This window comes from Variovorax sp. YR216, from assembly GCF_900107745.1.
Taxonomy (GTDB): Bacteria; Pseudomonadota; Gammaproteobacteria; order Burkholderiales; family Burkholderiaceae_C; genus Variovorax.
Genome location: NZ_FNRO01000002.1, coordinates 83705 through 106458, shown reverse-complemented (window position 1 = coordinate 106458; position 22754 = coordinate 83705). Strand labels below are relative to the sequence as shown.

23 protein-coding genes are annotated in these 22754 nt (G+C 65.3%); 20 read left to right on the top strand and 3 right to left on the bottom strand.

Translation table 11 applies throughout. The annotated features are described in order from the left end of the window. Window positions 1–7: 7 nt before the first annotated feature. Complete coding sequence (tam, locus tag BLW05_RS05330; protein WP_093160741.1) at window positions 8–784, bottom strand: trans-aconitate 2-methyltransferase; 777 nt, start codon at window positions 782–784, stop codon at window positions 8–10. A 16-nt stretch (window positions 785–800) separates the two neighbouring features. Further along, window positions 801–1787, bottom strand: a complete 987-nt coding sequence (locus BLW05_RS05325) for a malate dehydrogenase (protein WP_093160738.1) — start codon at window positions 1785–1787, stop codon at window positions 801–803. A 193-nt stretch (window positions 1788–1980) separates the two neighbouring features. Between BLW05_RS05325 and BLW05_RS05320 the strand changes: the two genes are divergently transcribed. The 19 genes from BLW05_RS05320 to accD all read left to right on the top strand — a co-directional run bounded on the left by BLW05_RS05320 (window position 1981) and on the right by accD (window position 21364). After that, window positions 1981–2742, top strand: coding sequence for a GntR family transcriptional regulator (locus BLW05_RS05320; protein ID WP_093162064.1), 762 nt, complete (start codon window positions 1981–1983; stop codon window positions 2740–2742). Between the two features lie 217 nt (window positions 2743–2959). Further along, window positions 2960–3406, top strand: coding sequence for a succinate dehydrogenase, cytochrome b556 subunit (sdhC, locus tag BLW05_RS05315; RefSeq protein ID WP_093160736.1), 447 nt, complete (start codon window positions 2960–2962; stop codon window positions 3404–3406). 13 nt (window positions 3407–3419) lie between these two features. Further along, entirely contained in the window at window positions 3420–3785 is a 366-nt protein-coding gene (sdhD, locus tag BLW05_RS05310; RefSeq protein ID WP_093160733.1) for a succinate dehydrogenase, hydrophobic membrane anchor protein, read from the top strand. An 87-nt stretch (window positions 3786–3872) separates the two neighbouring features. Beyond that, a complete protein-coding gene (sdhA, locus tag BLW05_RS05305) occupies window positions 3873–5681 on the top strand; it encodes a succinate dehydrogenase flavoprotein subunit (protein WP_093160731.1) in 1809 nt (602 codons plus the stop codon). A 21-nt stretch (window positions 5682–5702) separates the two neighbouring features. Beyond that, window positions 5703–6404 (top strand): succinate dehydrogenase iron-sulfur subunit, encoded by a 702-nt coding sequence (locus BLW05_RS05300; protein ID WP_093160728.1) that lies wholly within the window; start codon window positions 5703–5705, stop codon window positions 6402–6404. A gap of 15 nt (window positions 6405–6419) precedes the next feature. After that, window positions 6420–6722 (top strand): FAD assembly factor SdhE, encoded by a 303-nt coding sequence (locus tag BLW05_RS05295; protein WP_093162062.1) that lies wholly within the window; start codon window positions 6420–6422, stop codon window positions 6720–6722. 23 nt (window positions 6723–6745) lie between these two features. Then, on the top strand, window positions 6746–8056 hold the full coding sequence (gene gltA / locus BLW05_RS05290; RefSeq protein WP_093160726.1) for a citrate synthase: 1311 nt from the start codon (window positions 6746–6748) through the stop codon (window positions 8054–8056). A gap of 144 nt (window positions 8057–8200) precedes the next feature. Further along, window positions 8201–8341 (top strand): entericidin A/B family lipoprotein, encoded by a 141-nt coding sequence (locus BLW05_RS05285; protein ID WP_093160723.1) that lies wholly within the window; start codon window positions 8201–8203, stop codon window positions 8339–8341. A gap of 119 nt (window positions 8342–8460) precedes the next feature. Then, on the top strand, window positions 8461–9405 hold the full coding sequence (locus BLW05_RS05280) for a LysR substrate-binding domain-containing protein (RefSeq protein WP_093160721.1): 945 nt from the start codon (window positions 8461–8463) through the stop codon (window positions 9403–9405). A 32-nt stretch (window positions 9406–9437) separates the two neighbouring features. After that, complete coding sequence (gene leuC, locus BLW05_RS05275) at window positions 9438–10859, top strand: 3-isopropylmalate dehydratase large subunit (RefSeq protein WP_093160718.1); 1422 nt, start codon at window positions 9438–9440, stop codon at window positions 10857–10859. Window positions 10860–10875: 16 nt separating this feature from the next. Next, a complete protein-coding gene (gene leuD, locus BLW05_RS05270; RefSeq protein WP_093160716.1) occupies window positions 10876–11526 on the top strand; it encodes a 3-isopropylmalate dehydratase small subunit in 651 nt (216 codons plus the stop codon). A 33-nt stretch (window positions 11527–11559) separates the two neighbouring features. Then, window positions 11560–12648 (top strand): 3-isopropylmalate dehydrogenase, encoded by a 1089-nt coding sequence (gene leuB, locus BLW05_RS05265; RefSeq protein WP_093160713.1) that lies wholly within the window; start codon window positions 11560–11562, stop codon window positions 12646–12648. 89 nt (window positions 12649–12737) lie between these two features. Beyond that, window positions 12738–13880: an aspartate-semialdehyde dehydrogenase gene (asd, locus tag BLW05_RS05260; protein WP_093160711.1), complete on the top strand. Its 1143-nt coding sequence runs from the start codon at window positions 12738–12740 to the stop codon at window positions 13878–13880. Between the two features lie 106 nt (window positions 13881–13986). Next, on the top strand, window positions 13987–16767 hold the full coding sequence (locus tag BLW05_RS05255) for a motility hub landmark protein FimV (protein ID WP_371126931.1): 2781 nt from the start codon (window positions 13987–13989) through the stop codon (window positions 16765–16767). 26 nt (window positions 16768–16793) lie between these two features. Then, window positions 16794–17606, top strand: a complete 813-nt coding sequence (gene truA, locus BLW05_RS05250; RefSeq protein ID WP_093160705.1) for a tRNA pseudouridine(38-40) synthase TruA — start codon at window positions 16794–16796, stop codon at window positions 17604–17606. Continuing rightward, on the top strand, window positions 17603–18292 hold the full coding sequence (locus BLW05_RS05245; RefSeq protein WP_093160703.1) for a phosphoribosylanthranilate isomerase: 690 nt from the start codon (window positions 17603–17605) through the stop codon (window positions 18290–18292). The genes truA and BLW05_RS05245 overlap by 4 nt, the downstream gene beginning before the upstream one ends. Window positions 18293–18347: 55 nt before the next feature. Further along, window positions 18348–19625, top strand: a complete 1278-nt coding sequence (trpB, locus tag BLW05_RS05240) for a tryptophan synthase subunit beta (protein ID WP_093160700.1) — start codon at window positions 18348–18350, stop codon at window positions 19623–19625. After that, window positions 19622–20467 (top strand): tryptophan synthase subunit alpha, encoded by an 846-nt coding sequence (trpA, locus tag BLW05_RS05235; protein ID WP_093160698.1) that lies wholly within the window; start codon window positions 19622–19624, stop codon window positions 20465–20467. Before trpB ends, trpA begins: the two co-directional genes overlap by 4 nt. Window positions 20468–20491: 24 nt before the next feature. Then, window positions 20492–21364, top strand: a complete 873-nt coding sequence (accD, locus tag BLW05_RS05230; RefSeq protein WP_093160695.1) for an acetyl-CoA carboxylase, carboxyltransferase subunit beta — start codon at window positions 20492–20494, stop codon at window positions 21362–21364. Window positions 21365–21453: 89 nt separating this feature from the next. Here the strand turns inward: accD and BLW05_RS05225 are convergent, their stop codons facing one another. After that, window positions 21454–22014, bottom strand: a complete 561-nt coding sequence (locus tag BLW05_RS05225; protein ID WP_093160692.1) for a YggT family protein — start codon at window positions 22012–22014, stop codon at window positions 21454–21456. Window positions 22015–22065: 51 nt separating this feature from the next. Between BLW05_RS05225 and BLW05_RS05220 the strand changes: the two genes are divergently transcribed. Then, entirely contained in the window at window positions 22066–22713 is a 648-nt protein-coding gene (locus BLW05_RS05220; protein WP_093160690.1) for an LON peptidase substrate-binding domain-containing protein, read from the top strand. Window positions 22714–22754 lie beyond the last annotated feature (41 nt).

Below are 22754 nucleotides of genomic sequence, written 5' to 3'. Positions count from 1 at the left end.
GTGTGCCTCATGCCTTTCGCTGCGCGACGATGAACATGCGCGGGAACGCCAGCAAGCGGCGGCCGTCCGCGCGTGGCGCGTAGGCGGTGTCGATGCGACGCTCGTACTCGGCCAGATAGCTGGCCTGCAGCTCCGGCGTCAGTCGATCCACGAAGGGCTTCAGCCCCGTGGCGCGGACCCACTCGACGATCGCGGCAGCGGAGGCCATGGGGTGCTGGTACGCGGTGCGCCAGACATCGACCTTGGCCGCATCGGCGGCAAGCAGGTCGTAATAGCCGTCGATGCCGAGCAGCTCGGTGCGGATCTTGTCGGCGTCGCCGATCGCATTGGCCCACGGTGCCTCGGACGCGACCTCGCGCATGATGCGGTGGGTCGGCTCCTGCCGGTTGTCCGGCATCTGGATCGCCAGCACGCCTGCGGGCGCGAGGGCCGCGAAGAGCCTCGGAATCAAGGCCTCGTGGTCAGGCACCCACTGAAGCGCGGCATTGGCGTAGATCAGGTCCGGCGGCGTCTCGGGCCGCCAGGAGGAAATGTCGCTGAACTCGAAGCGAGCCTGCGGCAGGCGCTCGTGCGCGCTGACCAGCATCGCTTCGGAGTTGTCGGTCCCGACGACTTGCGCGCCGGGAAACCGATGAACCAGCAGCTCGGTGGAATTGCCCGGCCCGCAACCGAGATCGAAGACGCGGGTCGCCTCGTTCAGCGGCACCCGCGCAAGAAGCTCCTGGGCGGGGCGAGTGCGCTCATCCTCGTAGCGACGATAGAGCGCGGGATTCCAGTCGAGCATGTCTGGTGTTGCGTGCTCAGAGCAGATGCGCGACGCCAGCTTGCTCGTCTTGGAGTTCCTTGAGCGTCTTGTTGATGCGCTCCTGGCTGAAGGCATCGATCTCGAGGCCTTCGACGAGCTTGTACTCGCCGTTCTCGGTGGTGACCGGGAAACCGAAGATCACGTCCTTCGGAATGCCGTACTGGCCGTCCGACGGGATGCCCATCGTGACCCACTTGCCGTTGGAGCCCAGGGCCCAGTCGCGCATGTGGTCGATGGCGGCGTTGGCGGCCGAGGCAGCCGACGACAGGCCGCGCGCATCGATGATCGCGGCGCCGCGCTTGCCCACGGTGGGCAGGAACACGTCGGCGTTCCAGACCTGGTCGTTGATCAGGTCCTTGACGCTCTTGCCGCCGACGGTGGCGAAGCGGTAGTCGGCGTACATCGTGGGCGAGTGGTTGCCCCAGACGGTCAGCTTCTCGATGTCGCCCACTGCAGTGCCGGTCTTGGCGGCGATCTGGCTGGCAGCGCGGTTGTGGTCCAGGCGCAGCATGGCCGTGAAGTTCTTGCGCGGCAGGCTCGGGGCGCTCTTCATCGCGATGTAGGCGTTGGTGTTGGCGGGGTTGCCGACCACCAGCACCTTGACGTTGCGGCTCGCGACCTGGTCCAGCGCCTTGCCCTGGGCCGTGAAGATCTGGGCGTTGGCGGCCAGCAGGTCGGCACGCTCCATGCCGGGGCCACGCGGACGGGCGCCCACGAGCAGCGCATAGTCGGCATCCTTGAAGGCGACCAGCGGGTCACCGGTGGGGATCACGCCGGCCAGCAGCGGGAACGCGCAGTCTTCGAGTTCCATGATCACGCCCTTGAGCGCCTTCTGGGCCTTCTCGTCGGGGATCTCGAGCAGTTGCAGGATGACCGGCTGGTCCTTGCCGAGCATTTCGCCGGAGGCGATGCGGAACAGCAGGGCGTAACCGATTTGGCCAGCGGCACCGGTGACGGCAACGCGAACAGGCTTTTTGCTCATGGGAAAACTCCAGGAAAAGATGAAAACGGTGCAAGGCCGCCGGGTGCGGCCGCGAAGGTCGGCCAGGAGCAGCGTCGCCCCGACTTCAGGCCGTCTGCGATTCTATGCCGATTTGGGGTTTTGATGGCGCGTGTCTTATGTCTTATATAAGATGTCGACCCGCAGGCGCCCGAACGTGGCGCCGATCGAAGACATGAGCACCATCCCCACGCCCGCCGCGGAGCTGCCGACGCCGTCGTTCAGCCCGCTCTACCAGCAGATCAAGTCGCTGATCCTGCAGAGCCTGCATGCCGGCGAATGGAAGCCGGGCGAGCCGATCCCGAGCGAGATCGACCTCGCGGCGCGCTTTCGCGTGAGCCAGGGAACGGTGCGCAAGGCGATCGACGAGCTCGCCGCCGAGAACCTCGTGGTGCGGCGCCAGGGCAAAGGCACCTTCGTCGCGACGCACGCAGAGCAGCATGTCCAGTACCGCTTCCTGAAACTGGTGCCGGACACCGGCGACGTCGACACCGAAGGCCCCGCCGAACGCCGGATCGTGGACTGCCGCCGGCTTCGCGCGACCGCGGACGTCGCGCGCTTGCTGGCGCTTCGCACGGGCGATGCGGTGCTGCAGGTTCGGCGGGTTCTCTCCTACCGCGGCACGCCGACCATCCTCGAGGATCTCTGGCTTCCGGGAACACCCTTCAAAGGTCTGACGGCCGAGCGCCTCGCCGAGTGGCACGGCCCGATGTACGAAATGTTCGAGACGGAATTCGGCGTGCGAATGGTGCGTGCCGAAGAGAAAATCCGCGCCGTCCTGCCCGATGCGGCGCAGGCCGCCCTCCTCGGCGTCACGCCGGCGACACCGCTCCTGAGCGTCGAGCGCGTGGCGCACACCTATCACGACACGCCCATGGAGCTGCGCCGCGGCCTCTATCGCACCGACACGCACCACTACCGCAATGAATTGGGATGAACACCCAGCCTCGCCCAATGCGTGTGGCTCGGACACCCCCTTTCAGGGGGCAATGCCTGCGGCCCGGCAAAGCCGGTTCCGCGGTATTTCGCGAACGCGCACGCGCAGCGAGCAAGCCTGAGGACGAGCAACAGGTTGCTGCGTTGCAATAGAATTTTGAGTTGTTTGCATTTCTGCTACAGATCAAGCCGCCCATCTAAAAATACCGAAAGCCCACATGACAGAGCTGGCCACACCACCCCGACCACCGCGGCGCGAATTCCGCAACATCAACGCATTCACCGACCTCAGGACCTACCGCCTGCCCGCTGCGGGCATCGTGTCGATCCTCCACCGTGTGAGCGGCGTGCTGATGTTCCTGCTGCTGCCGTTCATCATCTGGATGTTCGACACGTCGGTCTCCTCCGAAATCTCGTTTGCCCGTTTCAAGGCCGCCTTCAACAGCGGCCTTGGTTTCGTTCCGGGCTGGTTCATCAAGCTCGTGGCCCTCGCACTGATCTGGGCCTACCTGCATCACATCATTGCCGGCCTGCGCCATCTGTGGATGGATGTGAGCCACGCCGCCGTGAGCAAGGAATTCGGCAAGAGCTCGGCGGTCGCGACGCTCGTCATCAGCATCGCGCTGACCGTGATCCTCGGCGCCAAGCTGTTCGGCCTGTACTGATTAGGAGCAATCGATGTCTGTGAACTACGGCTCCAAGCGTACCGTCGTCGGCGCGCACTATGGTCTTCGCGACTGGCTCAGCCAGCGCATCACGGGCGCCCTCATGGCGCTCTTCACCCTGATTCTTCTGCTGCAGGTCATCTTCACGAGAGGCCCCATCGGCTACGACCTCTGGGCCGGCATCTTCGCCGCGCAGTGGATGAAGGTGCTGACCTTCGTCGTCATTGCTTCGCTGCTCTATCACGTGTGGGTCGGCATGCGCGACGTGTGGATGGACTACGTCCAGCCTGTCGGCATCCGCCTCGTCCTGCAAGTTTTCACGATCGTCTGGCTTGTGGCATGCGCGGGTTGGGCCATTCAAGTGCTCTGGAGGCTGTGATGCCCCCACGCTTTTCGTTTCACGTAATCGCTGCCCCCCGCGGGGGCGAGGCCTCCCTTGGGGCGGCCCGGCAGGAGTCCTGACCCCATGACCTACACCAAAGAACAAATCACCAAGCGCAAGTTCGACGTCGTCATCATCGGCGCCGGCGGCTCCGGCATGCGCGCATCGCTGCAACTCTCGCGTGCCGGTCTCAACGTGGCCGTGCTGTCGAAGGTGTTCCCGACCCGTTCGCACACCGTCGCCGCACAGGGCGGCGTGGGCGCATCGCTCGGCAACATGAGCGAAGACAACTGGCACTACCACTTCTACGACACCGTCAAGGGCTCCGACTGGCTCGGCGACCAGGACGCGATCGAGTTCATGTGCCGTGAAGCGCCGAAGGTCGTGTACGAGCTCGAGCACTTCGGCATGCCCTTCGACCGCAACCCGGATGGCACCATCTACCAGCGCCCTTTCGGCGGCCACACGGCCAACTACGGCGAGAAGCCCGTGCAGCGCGCCTGCGCGGCGGCCGACCGTACCGGCCACGCGATGCTGCACACGCTCTATCAAAAGAACGTCGAGGCTCGCACCCAGTTCTTCGTCGAATGGATGGCGCTCGACCTGATCCGAGACGCCGAGGGTGACGTGGTCGGCGTGACCGCCCTCGAAATGGAAACCGGCGACCTGCACATCCTGCAGGCCAAGACCGTGCTGCTGGCGACCGGCGGCGCAGGCCGCATCTTCGCGGCTTCGACCAACGCCTTCATCAACACCGGAGACGGTCTCGGCATGGCCGCACGCGCCGGCATCCCGCTGCAGGACATGGAGTTCTGGCAGTTCCACCCGACCGGCGTCGCCGGTGCCGGCGTGCTGCTGACCGAAGGCTGCCGCGGCGAAGGCGCGATCCTGCTGAACAGCAACGGCGAGCGCTTCATGGAGCGCTACGCACCGACGCTGAAGGACCTCGCGCCGCGCGACTTCGTCTCGCGCTCGATGGACCAGGAAATCAAGGAAGGTCGCGGCTGCGGTCCGAACAAGGACTACGTGCTGCTCAAGCTCGACCACCTCGGCGCCGAGACGATCCACAAGCGCCTGCCCTCGGTGTACGAGATCGGCGTCAACTTCGCGAACGTCGACATCACGAAGGAACCGATCCCGGTCGTGCCGACCATCCACTACCAGATGGGCGGCATCCCCACCAACATCAACGGACAGGTGGTGGTGCAGCAGGGCGACGAGCACAACGCTGTCGTGAACGGCCTCTACGCGGTCGGCGAATGCTCGTGCGTGAGCGTGCACGGCGCGAACCGCCTGGGCACCAACTCGCTGCTCGACCTGCTGGTGTTTGGTCGTGCGGCCGGCAACCACATCGTCGCGTTCAACGACAAGCAGAAGGAACACAAGCCGCTGCCGGCCGATGCGGCCGATCGCACGCTCGAGCGCCTCAACGCGCTCGAGAAGTCGACCGGTGGCGAATACGCGCAGGACGTGGCCAACGAGATCCGCTCGGTCATGCAGCAGCATGCCGCCGTGTTCCGCAAGCAGGCCTCGATGGACGAAGGTGTCCGCAAGATCGCCACGGTGCGCGAGCGCGTCTCCAAGGTCACGCTGGCGGACAAGTCGCGCGTCTTCAACACCGCGCGCATCGAAGCGCTCGAAGTCGACAACCTGATCGAAGTCGCGCAGGCCACCATGGTCTCGGCTGCGGCGCGCAAGGAATGCCGCGGCGCCCACACGGTCGAGGACTACGAGCGTCCAGCGGACGATCCGGTCGCACCGCTCGGCCGCGACGATGCCAACTGGATGAAGCACACCCTCTGGTACAGCGAGGGCAATCGCCTCTCGTACAAGCCCGTCCGCCTGAAGCCGCTGACGGTGGACACCGTGCCGCCCAAGGTCCGCACGTTCTGAGCACACAACAAGGTTTTCACGATGAAGCGCACTTTCCAGATCTACCGCTACGATCCCGACAAGGATGCCAAGCCCTACATGCAGACCGTCGAGGTCGAGCTTGATGGCCACGAGCGCATGCTGCTCGACGCCCTGATCAAGCTCAAGGCGCAGGATCCCACCATCTCGTTCCGCCGCTCGTGCCGCGAAGGCGTTTGCGGCTCGGACGCGATGAACATCAACGGCAAGAACGGCCTCGCGTGCCTGACCAACATGCGCACGCTCAAGGGCACGATCGTCCTCAAGCCGCTGCCTGGTCTGCCGGTGATCCGCGACCTGATCGTGGACATGACGCAGTTCTTCAAGCAGTACAACTCGATCAAGCCCTATCTCCAGAACGACACGGTGCCGCCCGAGAAGGAGCGCCTGCAGTCGCCCGAAGAGCGCGACGAGCTCAACGGCCTGTACGAGTGCATCCTGTGCGCGAGCTGCTCGACGAGCTGCCCGAGCTTCTGGTGGAACCCCGACAAGTTCGTCGGCCCGGCCGGCCTGCTGCAAGCCTACCGCTTTATCGCGGACAGCCGCGACGAAGCCACCGGCGAGCGCCTTGACAACCTCGAGGACCCGTATCGCCTGTTCCGCTGCCACACGATCATGAACTGCGTGGATGTGTGCCCGAAGGGCCTGAACCCCACCAAGGCCATCGGCAAGATCAAGGAATTGATGGTGCGTCGCGCCATCTAAGCGGTTTTGGACCCCATGCAAGCCCCAGACGACCTCGACCAGCCGATCGGCGTACGCGCGCTGAGCAAGCTGAAATGGCGCTGTCGCCGGGGCCTGCTCGAAAACGACCTGTTCATTGCCCGTTTTTTCGAACGGCACGAAGAAAGCCTGACCGTGAGGCAGGCACAGGCACTGGAGACATTGATGGACCTGTCGGACAACGATCTGCTCGACCTTCTGCTTGCGCGAAAGGAGCCTGAGCCCGCATGGGCCGGGGCCGGGGTGATCGAACTGCTGCAGCTGATGCGCACTGACGGTGCGCGATCCCTATCTTCCTGAACATTCCATTGAAAGACCCCGAAATGAAAGCATCCGAGACCAAGGCCACCCTGTCGTTCAGCAACGGCGGACAAAGCGTCGACCTACCGATCTACAAGGGCACCATGGGCCCGGACGTGATCGACATCCGCAAGCTCTACGCCCAGACGGGCATGTTCACGTACGACCCCGGCTTCATGTCCACCGCGTCGTGCGAATCGGCCATCACCTACATCGATGGCGACAAGGGCGAGCTGCTGTACCGCGGCTACCCGATCGAGCAGCTCGCGACGAACTGCGACTTCCTCGAGACCTGCCACCTGCTGCTCTATGGAGAGCTCCCCAACGCAGACCAGAAGACCACCTTCACGAAGCTGGTGACCAACCACACGATGGTCAACGAGCAGATGCAGTTCTTCCTGCGCGGCTTCCGTCGTGATGCGCACCCGATGGCGATCATGACCGGCCTCGTCGGCGCGCTGTCGGCCTTCTATCACGACAGCACGGACATCAACAATCCGAAGCACCGGGAGATCGCCGCGATCCGCCTGATCGCGAAGATGCCGACGCTGGTCGCCATGGCCTACAAGTACACCGTGGGCCAGCCCTACATGTACCCGAAGAACGAACTCAGCTACGCAGGCAACTTCCTGCACATGATGTTCGCGACGCCGTGCGAAGAGTACAAGGTGAGCCCGGTGCTCGAGCGCGCGCTCGACCGCATCTTCATCCTCCACGCCGACCACGAGCAGAACGCTTCGACCTCGACCGTGCGCCTGTGCGGCTCGTCGGGCACCAACCCGTTCGCCGCGATCGCAGCCGGTGTCGCATGCCTCTGGGGCCCCGCTCACGGCGGCGCCAATGAAGCGGCACTCAACATGCTCTACGACATCCAGAAGGCGGGTGGCGTCGAGAAGATCGGCGAGTTCATCAAGCAGGTCAAGGACAAAAACTCCAACGTCAAGCTGATGGGCTTCGGTCACCGCGTGTACAAGAACTACGACCCGCGCGCCAAGCTCATGCAGGAAACCTGCAAGGAAGTGCTCGGCGAACTGGGTCTCGAGAACGATCCGCTGTTCAAGCTGGCCATGGCGCTCGAGAAGATCGCACTGGAAGACGAATACTTCGTGTCGCGCAAGCTCTACCCGAACGTCGACTTCTATTCCGGCATCGTGCAACGCGCGATCGGTATCCCCGTGCCGCTCTTCACTGCCATCTTCGCGCTCGCCCGCACGGTCGGCTGGATCGCCCAGCTGAACGAAATGATCGGCGACCCCGACTACAAGATCGGCCGCCCGCGCCAGCTGTTCGAAGGCTCGGCCAAGCGCGACGTCAAGCCCATCGCGCAACGCTGATTTCCGCTTTGCGCTCATCCAGGAAAGCTGCCCTCGGGCAGCTTTCTTGCGTTTTGGCTTACAGGCGACTCATGACGGGACCGGTAACTTTTGACGCGGAGGGTTACTCCTCTCGTTATTCAACATCCGACCAAGGAGTCCGTCATGAAGAAACTTGCCGCATTGCTCGCCGTGACTTTCGCTTTCACCATCCCGCTGGCCGGCTGCAACACCATGAAGGGTGCCGGCCAGGACATCCAGAAGGGCGGCCAGAAGATGGAGGACGCTGCTCAGAAGAAGCAGTAACAGCTGAGCTTGGCGCCCATCGCGCCAAAGCAGCAAAGTCATCGTGGATCACGATGGCTGAGGGGGTAAAACAGGGAGAAAATAGGGGCCTCCATCTCTGAACGAGATGCCAAGCCCCTATGATCGCTTCCGAACGCAGTTTTGCCCGCCGCATCGACCTCACGTCGCTGCAGTTGTTCGTGGCTGTCTGCGAACTCGGCAGCATCGGGCGGGCCGCGGAGCGCGAATTCATCGCGGCGTCGGCGATCAGCAAGCGCCTGTCGGACCTCGAGGCGACACTCGGCACGCCACTGCTTTATCGACACGCGAGAGGGGTCGACCTGACCCCCGCGGGCGAAAGCCTGCTGCACCATGCGCGGTCCGTGCTCTACAGCCTTGAAAAGATGCAAGGCGAGCTGAGCGAATACGCGGATGGCGTTCGCGGTCACGTCCGCGTTCACGCCAACATCTCGGCGATCGTGCAATTCCTGCCCGAAGACCTCGGCGCCTTCACCCGCGAGCACGACGCAATCAAGATCGATCTCGAGGAACATCTCAGCAGCGAGATCGTGCGCGCCGTGCACGAAGGCGCTGCCGACCTCGGCGTCTGCCATGTACCCGAGGGCACGACAGAACTCCAGAGCCTGCCCTATCGCCACGACGCGCTGGTGCTCGTGGTCCCCGCGCGGCATGCGCTCGCGAAGCGGCACGCCATCGACTTCTCGGAATCGCTCGACTTCGATCACGTCGGCCTGCACACCAACAGCTCGATCTACGTGGCGATGCACCAGGCGGCACTTGCGGAAGGCCGCTCGATCAAGCTGCGCATCCACGTCACCGGCCTCGACGCCATGTGCCGGATGATCGACAACGGCCTGGGCATCGGCGTGATGCCGCTGCGCGCGTTCGAGCTCATGCAAGGCGGGATCGGCCGCGGGCTCAAGAACATCGCACTCAAGGACACATGGGCCGACCGCGAGATCCGGCTGGTCGCCCGCGATTTTTCCTCGCTTCCCGTCGCCGCCCGGCTGCTCGTGAAGCACCTTCATACCCCTTCCGCTTCAGCCGAAGTGCTCGCCGCGTAAGGCCGACAGATTTCCCCACGAAAGAGACCACCATGGCACGCACGCTCTACGACAAACTCTGGGACGAACACGTCGTCCACACCGAGGAAGACGGCACCGCGATCCTCTACATCGATCGGCACCTCGTCCATGAAGTGACCAGCCCCCAGGCTTTCGAAGGCCTGCGTGAGGCAGGCCGCAAGCTGTGGCGCATCAGCTCGGTGGTCGCCACCGCCGACCACAACACGCCGACCACCCACTGGGAGCGCGGGTACGACGGCATCGAAGATCCGATCAGCAAGGAACAGATCACCACGCTCGACAGCAACATCAAGGAATTCGGCGCCGCCGCCTTCTTCCCGTTCCTGAGCAAGCGCCAGGGCATCGTGCACGTGATCGGCCCCGAATCCGGCGCCACGCTGCCGGGCATGACGGTGGTCTGCGGTGACTCGCACACCTCGACGCACGGCGCCTTCGGCGCGCTGGCGCATGGCATCGGCACGAGCGAAGTCGAGCACGTCATGGCCACGCAAACGCTGCTCGCCAAGAAGGCCAAGAACCTGCTCGTGAAGGTCGAAGGCAAGCTGCCGCCGGGCTGCACCGCCAAGGACATCGTGCTCGCGATCATCGGCAGGATCGGCACCGCCGGCGGCACCGGCTACACGATCGAATTCGCGGGCTCCGCGATCCGCGATCTCAGCATGGAAGGCCGCATGACCGTCTGCAACATGGCGATCGAAGCCGGCGCGCGCGCAGGGCTGGTCGCCGTCGACGAGAAGACGCTCGCCTACGTCAAGGGCCGCCCGCTCTCGCCGACCGGCGTCGAGTGGGACCAGGCGGTTGAATACTGGAAGACGCTGCATTCCGATCCGGGCGCGCACTTCGATGCCGTGGTCGAACTCGACGCATCGCAGATCCGTCCGCAGGTCACCTGGGGCACGTCGCCCGAAATGGTCGTGCCGATCGACGGCCGCGTACCCGACCCGGACAAGGAAAAAGACGCCAACAAGCGTGACGCGATCGAACGCGCGCTCACCTACATGGGCCTGGAGCCGAACAAGCCGATCAACGACATCTTCATCGACAAGGTATTCATCGGTTCGTGCACGAACAGCCGCATCGAGGACATGCGCGAAGCCGCCGCAATTGTCAAGAAGCTGGGCCAGAAGGTCGCGAAGAACGTCAAGCTCGCGATGGTCGTGCCGGGCTCCGGCGTGGTGAAGGAACAGGCCGAGCGCGAAGGCCTGGACCAGATCTTCAAGGCCGCGGGTTTCGAGTGGCGCGAGCCTGGTTGCTCGATGTGCCTCGCGATGAACGCCGACCGGCTGGAGCCGGGCGAACGCTGCGCATCCACCAGCAACCGCAACTTCGAAGGACGGCAGGGCGCCGGTGGCCGGACCCACCTCGTCAGCCCCGCGATGGCGGCGGCTGCGGCCATCAACGGCCACTTCGTCGACGTCCGTCAATTCGCCTGATCAGAGGAGCCACACCATGCAGAAATTCACCGTGCACAAGGGCCTCGTCGCGCCGATGGACCGCGAGAACGTCGACACCGACGCGATCATCCCGAAGCAGTTCCTGAAGTCGATCCGCAAGACCGGCTTCGGCCCGAACCTGTTCGACGAGTGGCGCTACCTCGACCCGGGCCAACCGGGACAAGACCCGAATTCGCGCAAGCCCAACCCGGATTTCATACTGAACCAGCCGCGCTATGCGGGCGCATCCGTTCTCATTGCCCGCAAGAATTTCGGCTGCGGCTCGTCGCGCGAACACGCGCCGTGGGCGCTCGACCAGTACGGCTTCCGCGCGATCATCGCGCCGAGCTTCGCCGACATCTTCTTCAACAACTGCTTCAAGAACGGCCTGCTGCCGATCGTGCTGCCGGATTCGAAGGTCGCGCAACTCTTCGACGAGACCTTCGCCTTCCCGGGCTACAGCCTCACGATCGACCTCGATCGACAGGTCATCGTCAAGCCCGACGGCGGCGAAATCGCCTTCGACATCCAGCCGTTCCGCAAGTACTGTCTGCTCAACGGTCTCGACGACATCGGCCTGACCTTGCGCCACAAGGACAAGATCCAGGCCTTCGAAGCCGAGCGGCTGGCAAAGAAACCCTGGCTGGCGCATCAGATGATTGCCTGACCGACCCTCCGTTCAACTTCAGAAAAGACTCTCATGAAGATCGCAGTACTGCCCGGTGACGGCATCGGCACCGAAATCGTCGCGGAAGCCTTGCGCGTCCTCGAAGCGCTCGACCTCTCCTTCGAAACCGAAACCGCGCTGGTCGGCGGCGCTGCCTACGAGGCGCACGGCCATCCGCTGCCCGAATCGACCCTCAAGCTCGCCAAGGAAGCGGACGCGGTCCTGTTCGGCGCCGTGGGCGACTGGAAATACGACAAGCTCGAGCGCTCGCTGCGGCCCGAGCAGGCCATCCTGGGCCTGCGCAAGAACCTGGGCCTCTTCGCCAACTTCCGCCCGGCGATCTGCTACGAACAGCTCGTCGACGCATCGAGCCTCAAGCCCGAACTCATCGCCGGACTGGACATCCTCATCATCCGCGAGCTGACCGGCGACATCTACTTCGGCCAGCCGCGCGGCCGCCGCACCGCGGTCGATGGCCACTTCCCCGGCGCCGAGGAAGCCTTCGACACCATGCGCTACTCGCGCCCGGAGGTCGAGCGCATCGCCCACGTCGCCTTCCAGGCCGCACGCAAGCGCAGCAAGCGGGTGACCAGCGTCGACAAGGCCAACGTGCTCGAAACCTTCCAGTTCTGGAAGGACATCGTGACCGAGGTCGGCAAGGAATACCCGGACGTGGAACTCGACCATATGTACGTCGATAACGCCGCCATGCAATTGGTCAAGGCGCCCAAGAAGTTCGACGTGGTGGTCACCGGCAACATGTTCGGCGACATCCTCTCCGACGAAGCGGCCATGCTCACCGGTTCGATCGGCATGCTGCCCTCGGCGTCGCTCAATTCGAGCAACCAGGGCCTCTACGAGCCCAGCCACGGCAGCGCGCCGGACATCGCGGGCAAAGGGATTGCCAACCCTTTGGCTACAATCCTGTCTGCTGCCATGATGCTCCGTTTCTCCCTGAACCAGCCTGAAGCCGCCGACCGGATCGAGTCGGCGGTCAAGCACGTGCTTGCTCAGGGGCTGCGCACGGCAGATATCTGGTCCGCAGGTACCACCAAGGTCGGAACCCGCGAGATGGGCGATGCCGTGGTGGCTGCCATCACCAAAAAGACGATTACCGGCTAACCGCAGCCCGATTCGTCACGCCCTCCCCGGCTCTGACGAGCCGGGCGCAAAGAAAAGACTGATTTCTTTTTTCACAAGGGCAAACTGAAATGGCGAACGCAAATCAACCTCTGGTCGGCCTCGTAGGCTGGCGCGGCATGGTCGGCTCGGTCCTGATGGACCGCATGCAGGCCGAAGGCGACTTCGGACTGATCGAGCCGGTCTTCTTCTCGACCTCCAATGCGGGCGGCAAGGCCCCCGCGATGGCCAAGAACGAGACCACGCTCAAGGACGCGCATGACATCGATGCACTCAAGAAGTGCGACATCGTCATCACGGCCCAGGGCGGCGACTACACCACGGAGGTGTTCCCCAAGCTCCGCGCAGCCGGCTGGAAGGGCCACTGGATCGACGCAGCCTCCACGTTGCGGATGAATGACGACGCGATCATCGTGCTCGACCCGGTCAACCTTCCCGTGATCCAGAACGCCCTGGCCAAGGGCGGCAAGAACTGGATCGGCGGCAATTGCACCGTGAGCTGCATGCTGATGGGCGTGGGCGCGCTGTACAAGGCCGGCCTGGTCGAGTGGATGACCAGCATGACCTACCAGGCCGCTTCCGGCGGCGGCGCCCAGCACATGCGTGAACTGCTGACGCAGTTCGGCACGCTCAACGCCGAAGTGCGCGCCCTGCTCGACGACCCGAAGTCCGCCATCCTCGAGATCGACCGCAAGGTCCTTGCCAAGCAGCAATCGCTGACCGCGCTCGAAACCGCCAATTTCGGCGTTCCGCTGGGCGGCAGCCTGATTCCCTGGATCGACAAGGATCTGGGCGACGGCATGAGCAAGGAAGAGTGGAAGGGTGGCGCCGAGACCAACAAGATCCTCGGCCAAGGCGCCGGGTTCGGCACTGCCGCGACGCCCGTCGATGGCTTCTGCGTGCGAATCGGCGCGATGCGCTGCCACAGCCAGGCGCTGACCTTCAAGCTAAAGAAGGACGTGCCGCTTGCCGATATCGAGGCATTGATCGCTGCTGACAACGAATGGGCCAAGGTCGTGCCGAACACGCGCGAGGCCACGGTCAAGGATCTCACGCCCGTCGCGGTGACCGGCACGATGTCGATCCCGGTCGGTCGTATCCGCAAGCTGGCCATGGGTCCCGAGTACGTTGGCGCGTTCACGATCGGAGATCAGCTGCTCTGGGGCGCGGCCGAGCCGCTGCGCCGGATGCTGCGCATCCTGCTGGAAGTCTGAAGCGTTACATGCGCGCCCTGCGGGGCGCGCTACGTTGCTATGCCGCAACGTCCCATGCATGACGAAGTTTGCACGCACTGGGTAGATAAGGCCTGTCGCCTTGTCAGTGCGGGGTGATGATGTTAACGTCCTCTTACATTTCTGGGCCGAGCTGCCCCCCTCCAGCATGACACGACCATCATCGCCCGCGGCCCGTCTCTCGGCCACTTCGCCCGCACCCACGACGATGGGTCGAAGCCAGCTTTCGGTACTGAGCGCGGCCATCGCGGTGGCCCTCGGCGCCTTCAGCGCCGACGCCAGTGCGCTCGCGCTCGGACGCCTCAACGTCCAGTCGGCGCTTGGTGAGCCGCTGCGCGCGGAAATCGAAGTCACCGAGATCACCCCTGCCGAAGCGGACGGACTGAAGGTCAGTATCGCCTCGGTCGACGCCTTCAAGGCAGCGGGCGTGCCTTACAACCCGGCGCTTTCCGACGTCCGCGTCGGCGTTCAGCGGCGAGCCGACGGACGCTACGTCGTGCGCCTGTCCAGCAATCGCCTGGTGAGCGAGCCGTTCATCGACCTCCTCCTTGAAGCCAACTGGAGCTCCGGTCGTGTGGTTCGTGACTACACCGTGCTGCTGGACCCTCCGACCACCCGTCAAGCGGCTGCACCAGTCGCGCCGACGGCACCGCAGATCACCGCGGCTCCGCAGCGCGCCGCTGCGCCGGTCGTGGTCGAGGCACCCCCGGCGCGTCGCCAACGCACCGCTGCCGCTCCGGCCGCTGCGTCGGGTGAGTCGAACAACGTCCGTACCGGCACGGGTGCCGGCAGCGGCGACCAGCAGGTCACGGTCAAGCCCGGCGACACGGCCGGCAAGATCGCCTCGGCGTACAAGCCGGCCGACGTCTCGCTCGACCAGATGCTGGTGGCGCTCCTTCGCGCCAATCCGAATGCGTTCGTCGGCGGAAACGTCAACCGGATGAAGACCGGTGCCGTCCTCGACATTCCGAGTTCGTCCCAAGCCGAAGCCGTCCCGGCGCCCGAGGCGAAGCGCACGGTCACCGCCCAGAGCCAGGATTTCAGCCAGTATCGCCGCCGCCTGGCCGAGAACGCGCCCGAAACACCCGTGGCCGATGCCGGCCGCCAAGCCGCCGGCAAGGTGCAGACCAATGTCGAAGATCGCAACGCAGCGAACGCTTCGACCGACAAGCTCAAGATCTCCCAGGGCATCGCTCCCGGCCGCCCGACGGACGAGCAAATCGCGCAGGCCGCCGAAACCAAGGCCCGCCAGGATCGCGAAAAAGAGCTGAGCAAGAACCTCCAGGACCTGAACCAGCTCAAGGCCGCTGCCACAGGCGGCGCCAACGCTGCGAGTCCGGCGCCGGCCCCCGCTCCGGCCGCGGCTGCGCCCGCCACTGCACCAGCGACGCCGGTAGCTACGGCACCTGCTCCCGCTGGGTCAGCCCAGCCTCCCGCAGCAACCACACCGGCGGGACCAACCCCGCCTGCCGTCGCTGCTCAGGCCGCATCGCCCACGCCCGCAGCGTCGACCGAGGCCACTGCCGCAGCACCTGCCGCGTCACCAGCACCTGCGCCCGCCGCCGCTCCCGCACCAGCGCCTGCCGCGAAGCCCCCGGTCAAGGCCGCTGCACCAGCACCCGCCCCGAAGGAGCAAAGCTTCTTCGGGGAGCTGATGGAAAACCCGTTGATGGTCGCAGCCGCCGCCCTGGTGGCCCTGCTGATCAGCTTCCTGCTGTACCGCGTGCTCGGCCGCAAGCGCCGTGATGCGGGCGACAGCGTCTTCATCGAAAGCCGCATCCCGAAGGACTCGTTCTTCGGCGCCAGCGGCGGCGAATCGGTGGACACCAAGAACCGCGGCAATTCCGTGGTTTCTTCGCTTTCCTACTCGCCGAGCCAGCTCGATGCTGGCGACGTCGATCCGGTGGCCGAAGCCGACGTCTACCTCGCCTATGGTCGCGACCTCCAGGCCGAGGAGATCCTGCGCGAAGCACTCCGCGTCAATCCGGAGCGCACCGCGATTCATCTCAAGCTGCTCGAAATCCACGCGAAGCGCCGCGATCTGCGCGCCTACGAGGCGCTGGCTTCCGAAGTCCACAAGCTGACTGGCGGCAGCGGCACCGAATGGAACCGTGTCGTCGAACTCGGCAAGGACCTTGACCCCGGCAACCCGCTGTACGAAGCCGACGGCAAGACCGTCTCGGCTGCGGAAGCTGCGGCATTCGCAGGCACGCTGGCAGCGGCGTCCGCCGCAGTCTCGACCCCGGCACCGAGCCCGGTCGCGCAGGCAGAAGCAGAAGCGCCGCCTCCGGCCTTCGTACCGTCGGTCGCACCGCTGGACTTCGATCTCGATCTTTCCACCCCGCCTGCAGCGGCGTCGACCGCGCCTGCGCCCGTCAGCGTGAGCCTGCCCCCCGTGGCAGCCCCCATTCCGTCGCCGATCCGCGAGATTCCGCGACCGATCGCTGTTCCTGGTGGCCTGAACGGCGGTGCGTCGACTCATGCACCCAAGATCGACCTCGAAAACGACTTCGACACTGCGCCTGGCGCCCTCGAACCGGTGGCAAACGGCTCGGTGGTTCGCGACGAGGAGCGCACCCAGCCTGCTCCGTTGCGTGCCGGCTTGCCGACGGATTCAGGTTTCATCGAATTCGACATGAGCTCGCTCGCCGGCCTGTCGACCCGCACCCCGGCCGACACCGAGCGCGGACGCCTGGAACCCGCGGACGAGGGCGGCGACAACCCGCACGTCATCAAGCTATCCCTCGCCCGCGAACTCAAGGCGCTGGGCGACGTCGAAGGCGCCCGCTCGCTGGTCGAGGAAGTTGCCGCCGAAAGCTCCGGCGACGTGAAGGCCGAAGCAAAGCAGATGCTCGGCCAACTGCGCTGAAGCGGCCTTCGGGCTGCCATGCTGCCGTGAGGCTGGCCCTCGGTATCCGCTACAACGGTCAGGCCTACGACGGCTGGCAAAGCCAGCCCTCCGGCCGGACTGTCCAGGACAAGCTCCAAGCGGCCCTGTCGCAGTTCGCCGACCAGCCGATTTCCACGCTCTGTGCCGGCCGCACCGATGCCGGCGTCCATGCGCTGATGCAGGTGGTGCACTTCGACACCACCGCGGTCCGCGAACCGTTCTCCTGGGTGCGAGGCACCAACAGTTTCCTCCCTGACGACATCGCCGTGCAGTGGGCACAACCGGTGCCCGACCCATTCCATTGCCGCGCGAGCGCCCTCACCCGGCGCTATGTCTACGTCCTTTCGCAATCGCCGGTCCGGCCCAGTCTCGAAGCAGGCCGGGTGGGCTGGTCGATGCACGTGCTCGACGGCGATGCCATGCGCGCCGCCGCGGCGATGCTGCTCGGCCGCCATGACTTCAGCTCCTTCCGCGCCTCGGCGTGCCAGGCACTTTCGCCGGTCAAGGAGATGCGGCGCATCGCGATCAGCCGCCACGGCGACACCGACCGCTGCCGCTGGCACGTCGAATTCGAGGCGGATGCATTCCTGCATCACATGATCCGGAACATCATGGGCTGCCTCGTGCGCATCGGCCAGGGAAGGGAGCGGCCGGAATGGATGCGCGAAGTGCTCGAGGCGCGCAGCCGGCTGGTGGCCGCGCCGACGTTCTCGCCGAACGGCCTGTACTTCCTGGGGCCGTTGTACGCCGCCGGATGGGGTCTACCCGCCGAGGCGACCATCGAAGGCGGGGGCGCTGCGTATGATGGCCCGCCATGAACCCCTCCGCACCGCTCGCAGCCCGCACCCGGATCAAAATCTGCGGGCTCACACGCGAGCAGGACGTCGATGCCGCGATCGAAGCCGGCGCTGACGCCATCGGTTTCGTTCTTTACCCGGCCAGCCCGCGCGCGGTCACGGTCGAACGCGCAGCCGAACTCGCGTCGCGCCTTCCGCCGTTCGTTTCGCCCGTGCTGCTCTTCGTCAACGAGGACGCGGCGCGCAGCATGGCGGCGCTGTCTTCCGTGGCGGGTTCGATGGCCCAGTTCCACGGCGACGAATCGCCAGCGCAGTGCTGGGAAGGCGCCGGCAGCGGCGCATACCGGTTCATGCGCGCGGCACGGATTCCGCTGGGTGCAGCCGGCGCGGGCTTCGACCTCGTAAAATACGCTTCCGATTACTCCCGCGCCCAGGCCATCCTGCTCGACGCCCATGTCGAAGCCTATGGCGGTGGCGGCAAGGCATTCGATTGGTCACTCCTACCACCCGCCGTCGACGCTCACCTCGTCTTGAGTGGTGGGCTCACACCTGCAAACGTGGGCGATGGCATTCGTCAGTTGCGGGCGCGATGCAAGTCGCTGTCCGTTGACGTGAGTTCGGGCGTCGAGGCCTCCAAGGGCATCAAGGACGCCGCCAGGATTCGCGACTTCGTGGCCGCTGTCCGTGCGGCCGATGCCTCTTCCTAGTTTGCAGCCGGCTGCCCGCCTCGATCGACCGGGCGCCGGCCCACCGATCGAGACCATGAACACCTACCAGCAACCCGACGCCAGCGGCCATTTCGGCATCTACGGCGGCACGTTCGCCAGCGAGACGCTGACGCACGCCATCAACGAACTGCGCGACGCCTACGCGAAGTACAAGGACGACCCGGAGTTCCTCGCGGAATTCCGCTACGAACTGGCCCATTTCGTGGGCCGTCCTTCACCGGTCTATCACGCGGCCCGCACCAGCCGCGAAATGGGCGGCGCGCAGATCTACCTGAAGCGCGAGGACCTCAACCACACCGGCGCTCACAAGGTGAACAACACCATCGGGCAGGCGATGCTTGCCAGGCGCATGGGCAAGCCCCGCGTGATCGCCGAAACCGGGGCCGGCCAGCACGGCGTGGCCACCGCCACCATCTGCGCCCGCTACGGGCTCGAATGCGTGGTCTACATGGGCAGCGAAGACGTCAAGCGCCAGAGCCCCAACGTGTACCGCATGAACCTGCTCGGCGCGACGGTCGTTCCGGTCGAATCGGGCAGCAAGACGCTCAAGGACGCACTCAACGAGGCGATGCGCGACTGGGTCACGAATGTCGAGAACACTTTCTACATCATCGGTACGGTCGCCGGACCTCACCCCTACCCGACGATGGTGCGCGACTTCCAGAGCGTGATCGGCAACGAGTGCATCGAGCAGATGCCGGCCATGCTCGCCGCGCAGGGCATCACCGGCAAGGCCGAAGGCAGGCAGCCTGATGTCGTCGTCGCCTGCGTGGGCGGCGGCAGCAATGCGATGGGCATCTTCTATCCCTACATCCCGTTCGCGGGCACTCGCCTGATCGGCGTGGAAGCGGCCGGCAAAGGCCTCGACAGCGGCAAGCATTCGGCGTCGATCCTTCGCGGCAGTCCAGGCGTGCTGCACGGCAACCGCACCTACCTGCTCCAGAACGAGGACGGCCAAGTGACAGAAACGCACAGCATCAGCGCCGGCCTGGACTACCCCGGCGTCGGGCCGGAACATGCCTACCTCGCGGACATCGGCCGCGCCGAGTACGTCGGCATCACCGACTCCGAAGCGCTCGAAGCCTTCCATTACCTGTGTCGCACCGAAGGCATCATCCCGGCGCTGGAATCGAGCCACGCGGTGGCCTACGCCATGAAGCTCGCGAAGACCATGCACCCCGACCAATCCATCCTGGTGAATCTCTCGGGCCGCGGCGACAAGGACATCGGCACGGTGGCCGACCTGTCCGGCGTGGACTTCTATGACCGGCCGTCGATGCGCGGCCTCAACGTGAAGGGAGGCAAGGCATGAGCCGCATCGCCGCCACCTTCGAAGCCCTGCAGAAAGCGGGTCGCAAGGCTTTGATTCCCTATGTCACCGCGGGCTTCCCCTACGCAGACGTCACGCCTGAGCTGATGCTCGGCATGGTCGAGGCCGGCGCCGACGTGATCGAGCTCGGCGTGCCCTTCTCCGATCCGATGGCCGACGGGCCCGTGATCCAGCGCGCGGGCGAAGCCGCGCTCGCACTGGGCATCGGCATGAAGCAGGTGCTGGCCATGGTCGCGGCCTTCCGCCAGAAGGATCCGCGCACGCCGGTGGTTCTTATGGGTTACGCGAATCCGGTGGAGCGCTACGACCTCGTCCATGGCGCCGGCAGCTTCATCCGCGATGCGGCCGCGGCGGGCGTCGACGGCCTGCTGATCGTCGACTACCCGCCAGAAGAATGCGAGGCCTTCGCTGCCGAGCTCAAATCCAAGGGTATCGATCTCATCTTTCTGCTCGCACCGACCAGCACCCCCGAGAGGATGGCGCAGGTCGGCCGCATCGCCACCGGCTACGTCTACTACGTTTCGCTGAAAGGCGTGACCGGCGCCGGACACCTCGACACCGACGCGGTCGGCCGAATGGTTCCGCGCATTCGCGAGCATGTGCAGCTACCGGTGGGCGTCGGCTTCGGCATCCGCGATGCGCAGACCGCCCAGGCGGTCGGCGCCTCCGCGGACGCAGTCGTGATCGGCAGCCGCATCATCCAGCTGATCGAAGAGCAACCCCGCGACAAGGTCGTGCCCGTGGTGCGCGAGTTCCTGGCCGGAATCAGGCAGGCACTCGACGCGTTGCCCCGCGCGGCCGCCGCAAGCCCGGCTGCCCGATAATCGCCGCCACCACAAGGAGCCCCCATGAGCTGGCTTGAAAAACTTCTTCCCCCGAAAATCGCACCGACCGACCCGAGCGAGCGCCGCCAGATGCCGGAAGGCCTCTGGATCAAATGCCCGAGCTGCGAGACGGTGCTCTACAAGACCGACCTCGAGCACAACCAGAACGTTTGCCCGAGCTGCGGCCACCATCACCGCATCAGCGCGCGTGCGCGTCTCGATGCCTTCCTCGACCCCGAAGGCCGCTACGAGCTCGGCCAGGAAGTCCTGCCGGTCGACGCCCTCAAGTTCAAGGACAGCCGCAAGTACCCCGAGCGGCTCAAGGAAGCGCTGGAGAACACCGGCGAGACCGACGCCCTCGTGGTGATGGGCGGTTCGGTCCACAGCATCAACGTGGTGGTCGCCTGCTTCGAGTTCGACTTCATGGGCGGCAGCATGGGCAGCGTGGTCGGCGAACGCTTCGTGCGCGGCGTCGAAACCGCGATCGAGCAGAAAGTGCCTTTCATCTGCTTCACTGCCACCGGCGGTGCGCGCATGCAGGAAGGCCTGTTGTCGCTGATGCAGATGGCGAAGACCAATGCCTCGCTCACGCATCTCGCGAAGAAGGGCCTGCCCTACATCAGCGTGCTGACTGACCCGACCATGGGCGGTGTGAGCGCGGGCTTCGCGTTCGTGGGCGATGTGGTGATCGCCGAGCCCAAGGCGCTCATCGGCTTCGCCGGCCCGCGCGTCATCGAATCGACGGTTCGCGTGACGTTGCCGGAGGGCTTCCAGCGCGCCGAGTTCCTCCAGACCAAGGGCGCGGTCGATTTCATCTGCGATCGACGCGAGCTGCGCAAGACCATCGCGAACACGCTGGCCATGCTGTTGCGGCAGCCAGCTGATGCGGTTCTTTAGCCCACCCCCAGGCCCCCTTGCAGGGGGCAATACCAGCGGACCGGCGGAGCCGGATCCGCGGTATTCCCGGCATCGCGCCGGTAGCGCCTCTACCGGCCTAACGTGAACACCGAACCCATCACGTTGCCGAGGATGATCGCGCCGACCTGAAGGAGCACGATCGCGACGAGCGCCGACAGGTCGACGCCGCCCACCGCCGGAATGACCCGGCGCAGCGGCCGCACCAGCGGCTCCGCGAGACGCGCGATCAGGTCGTGCAGCATCGAGGATGCGCTCGGCACCCAGGAAAGAATCGCATAGACGATCAGCAGCGCGGTGAGCCCTGAGACCGCGAGCTGGAGCAGCCCGATCAGCGAGATGAGGGGAAGGATCGTCCATCGTCCGAGGCCGCCCAGCAGCAGCCCCAGCAGCACGAACTTCACCAGCACGAGCAGCCATGCCGCGACGCCGCTCGCAAGGTCCCACCGCTTGACCGATGGCACGATCCGGCGCAAGGGCAGCACGATCCAGTCGGTGACCGCAAACACGAAGCGCCCGAGCGGATTGCCGAACGGTACCCGGTGGTACTGCATGTAGAGGCGCAACAGGCAGGCGCCGCCCAGGAGGCCGACGATCACGTCGAGCAGGAACGATGGGATCTGATAGAACATGGGCGCGAGGTCGTGAGCGGAATGCGATGATAGCCACGCCAAGGTTCACCGATGACGACACAAACCCCTCTCAGGCCGATCCCCTTGTTTCCGCTCGGCACGGTGCTGTTTCCCGGTGGCTTCCTGCCGCTGCGGATCTTCGAGGTGCGCTATCTCGACATGATCCGCAAGTGCCACAAGAGCGGCGAGCCTTTCGGGGTCGTGTGCCTCACCCAGGGGTCGGAAGTGCGCAAGGCTGGGGCCGGGGTGGAAGCCTTCGCGACCATCGGCACGCTCGCGGTCATTCGCGAACTCGAGTCTCCGCAGGCCGGCCTGATGCAGATCGAATGCAGCGGCACCCAGCGCTTCCGAATTCATGCGAGCGAACTTCAGAAGCACGGACTCTGGACCGCCAAGGTCGAAGTCATTGCCAACGACGTGCGGATGGACGTCCCCGCCGACTTGCGGCATGTGTCCGACGCATTGCGCCGCGTGGTCGATACGCTGGAAGAGCGACGCCAACAGCAGGGCATGCCGGGCCTTCGCCTGCCGATTTCCGAGCCCTACCAGTTCGACGACTGCGGCTGGGTGGCCAATCGCTGGTGCGAACTGCTGCCGGCGCAGCCCGAGCTCAAGCAGCGCCTGATGGAACTCGACAGCCCGCTGATGCGGCTCGAGCTGGTCGGCGATCTGCTGGCGCGCACTGGCATCGCGAAGTAGCGCGCTACGGATTCGATAGCAACTGGTCCAGTGTCGATGCG

Coding starts and splice junctions, on each gene's coding strand:
- BLW05_RS05295 (WP_093162062.1), top strand. CDS start 6,420: ATGCAAGCCCCAGACGACCTCGACCAGCCGATCGGCGTACGCGCGCTG.
- leuD (WP_093160716.1), top strand. CDS start 10,876: ATGCAGAAATTCACCGTGCACAAGGGCCTCGTCGCGCCGATGGACCGC.
- BLW05_RS05220 (WP_093160690.1), top strand. CDS start 22,066: ATGACGACACAAACCCCTCTCAGGCCGATCCCCTTGTTTCCGCTCGGC.
- BLW05_RS05320 (WP_093162064.1), top strand. CDS start 1,981: ATGAGCACCATCCCCACGCCCGCCGCGGAGCTGCCGACGCCGTCGTTC.
- BLW05_RS05245 (WP_093160703.1), top strand. CDS start 17,603: ATGAACCCCTCCGCACCGCTCGCAGCCCGCACCCGGATCAAAATCTGC.
- asd (WP_093160711.1), top strand. CDS start 12,738: ATGGCGAACGCAAATCAACCTCTGGTCGGCCTCGTAGGCTGGCGCGGC.
- tam (WP_093160741.1), bottom strand. CDS start 784: ATGCTCGACTGGAATCCCGCGCTCTATCGTCGCTACGAGGATGAGCGC.
- sdhC (WP_093160736.1), top strand. CDS start 2,960: ATGACAGAGCTGGCCACACCACCCCGACCACCGCGGCGCGAATTCCGC.
- BLW05_RS05300 (WP_093160728.1), top strand. CDS start 5,703: ATGAAGCGCACTTTCCAGATCTACCGCTACGATCCCGACAAGGATGCC.
- BLW05_RS05285 (WP_093160723.1), top strand. CDS start 8,201: ATGAAGAAACTTGCCGCATTGCTCGCCGTGACTTTCGCTTTCACCATC.
- leuB (WP_093160713.1), top strand. CDS start 11,560: ATGAAGATCGCAGTACTGCCCGGTGACGGCATCGGCACCGAAATCGTC.
- leuC (WP_093160718.1), top strand. CDS start 9,438: ATGGCACGCACGCTCTACGACAAACTCTGGGACGAACACGTCGTCCAC.
- BLW05_RS05280 (WP_093160721.1), top strand. CDS start 8,461: ATGATCGCTTCCGAACGCAGTTTTGCCCGCCGCATCGACCTCACGTCG.
- BLW05_RS05225 (WP_093160692.1), bottom strand. CDS start 22,014: ATGTTCTATCAGATCCCATCGTTCCTGCTCGACGTGATCGTCGGCCTC.
- accD (WP_093160695.1), top strand. CDS start 20,492: ATGAGCTGGCTTGAAAAACTTCTTCCCCCGAAAATCGCACCGACCGAC.
- trpB (WP_093160700.1), top strand. CDS start 18,348: ATGAACACCTACCAGCAACCCGACGCCAGCGGCCATTTCGGCATCTAC.
- gltA (WP_093160726.1), top strand. CDS start 6,746: ATGAAAGCATCCGAGACCAAGGCCACCCTGTCGTTCAGCAACGGCGGA.
- trpA (WP_093160698.1), top strand. CDS start 19,622: ATGAGCCGCATCGCCGCCACCTTCGAAGCCCTGCAGAAAGCGGGTCGC.
- sdhA (WP_093160731.1), top strand. CDS start 3,873: ATGACCTACACCAAAGAACAAATCACCAAGCGCAAGTTCGACGTCGTC.
- sdhD (WP_093160733.1), top strand. CDS start 3,420: ATGTCTGTGAACTACGGCTCCAAGCGTACCGTCGTCGGCGCGCACTAT.
- BLW05_RS05325 (WP_093160738.1), bottom strand. CDS start 1,787: ATGAGCAAAAAGCCTGTTCGCGTTGCCGTCACCGGTGCCGCTGGCCAA.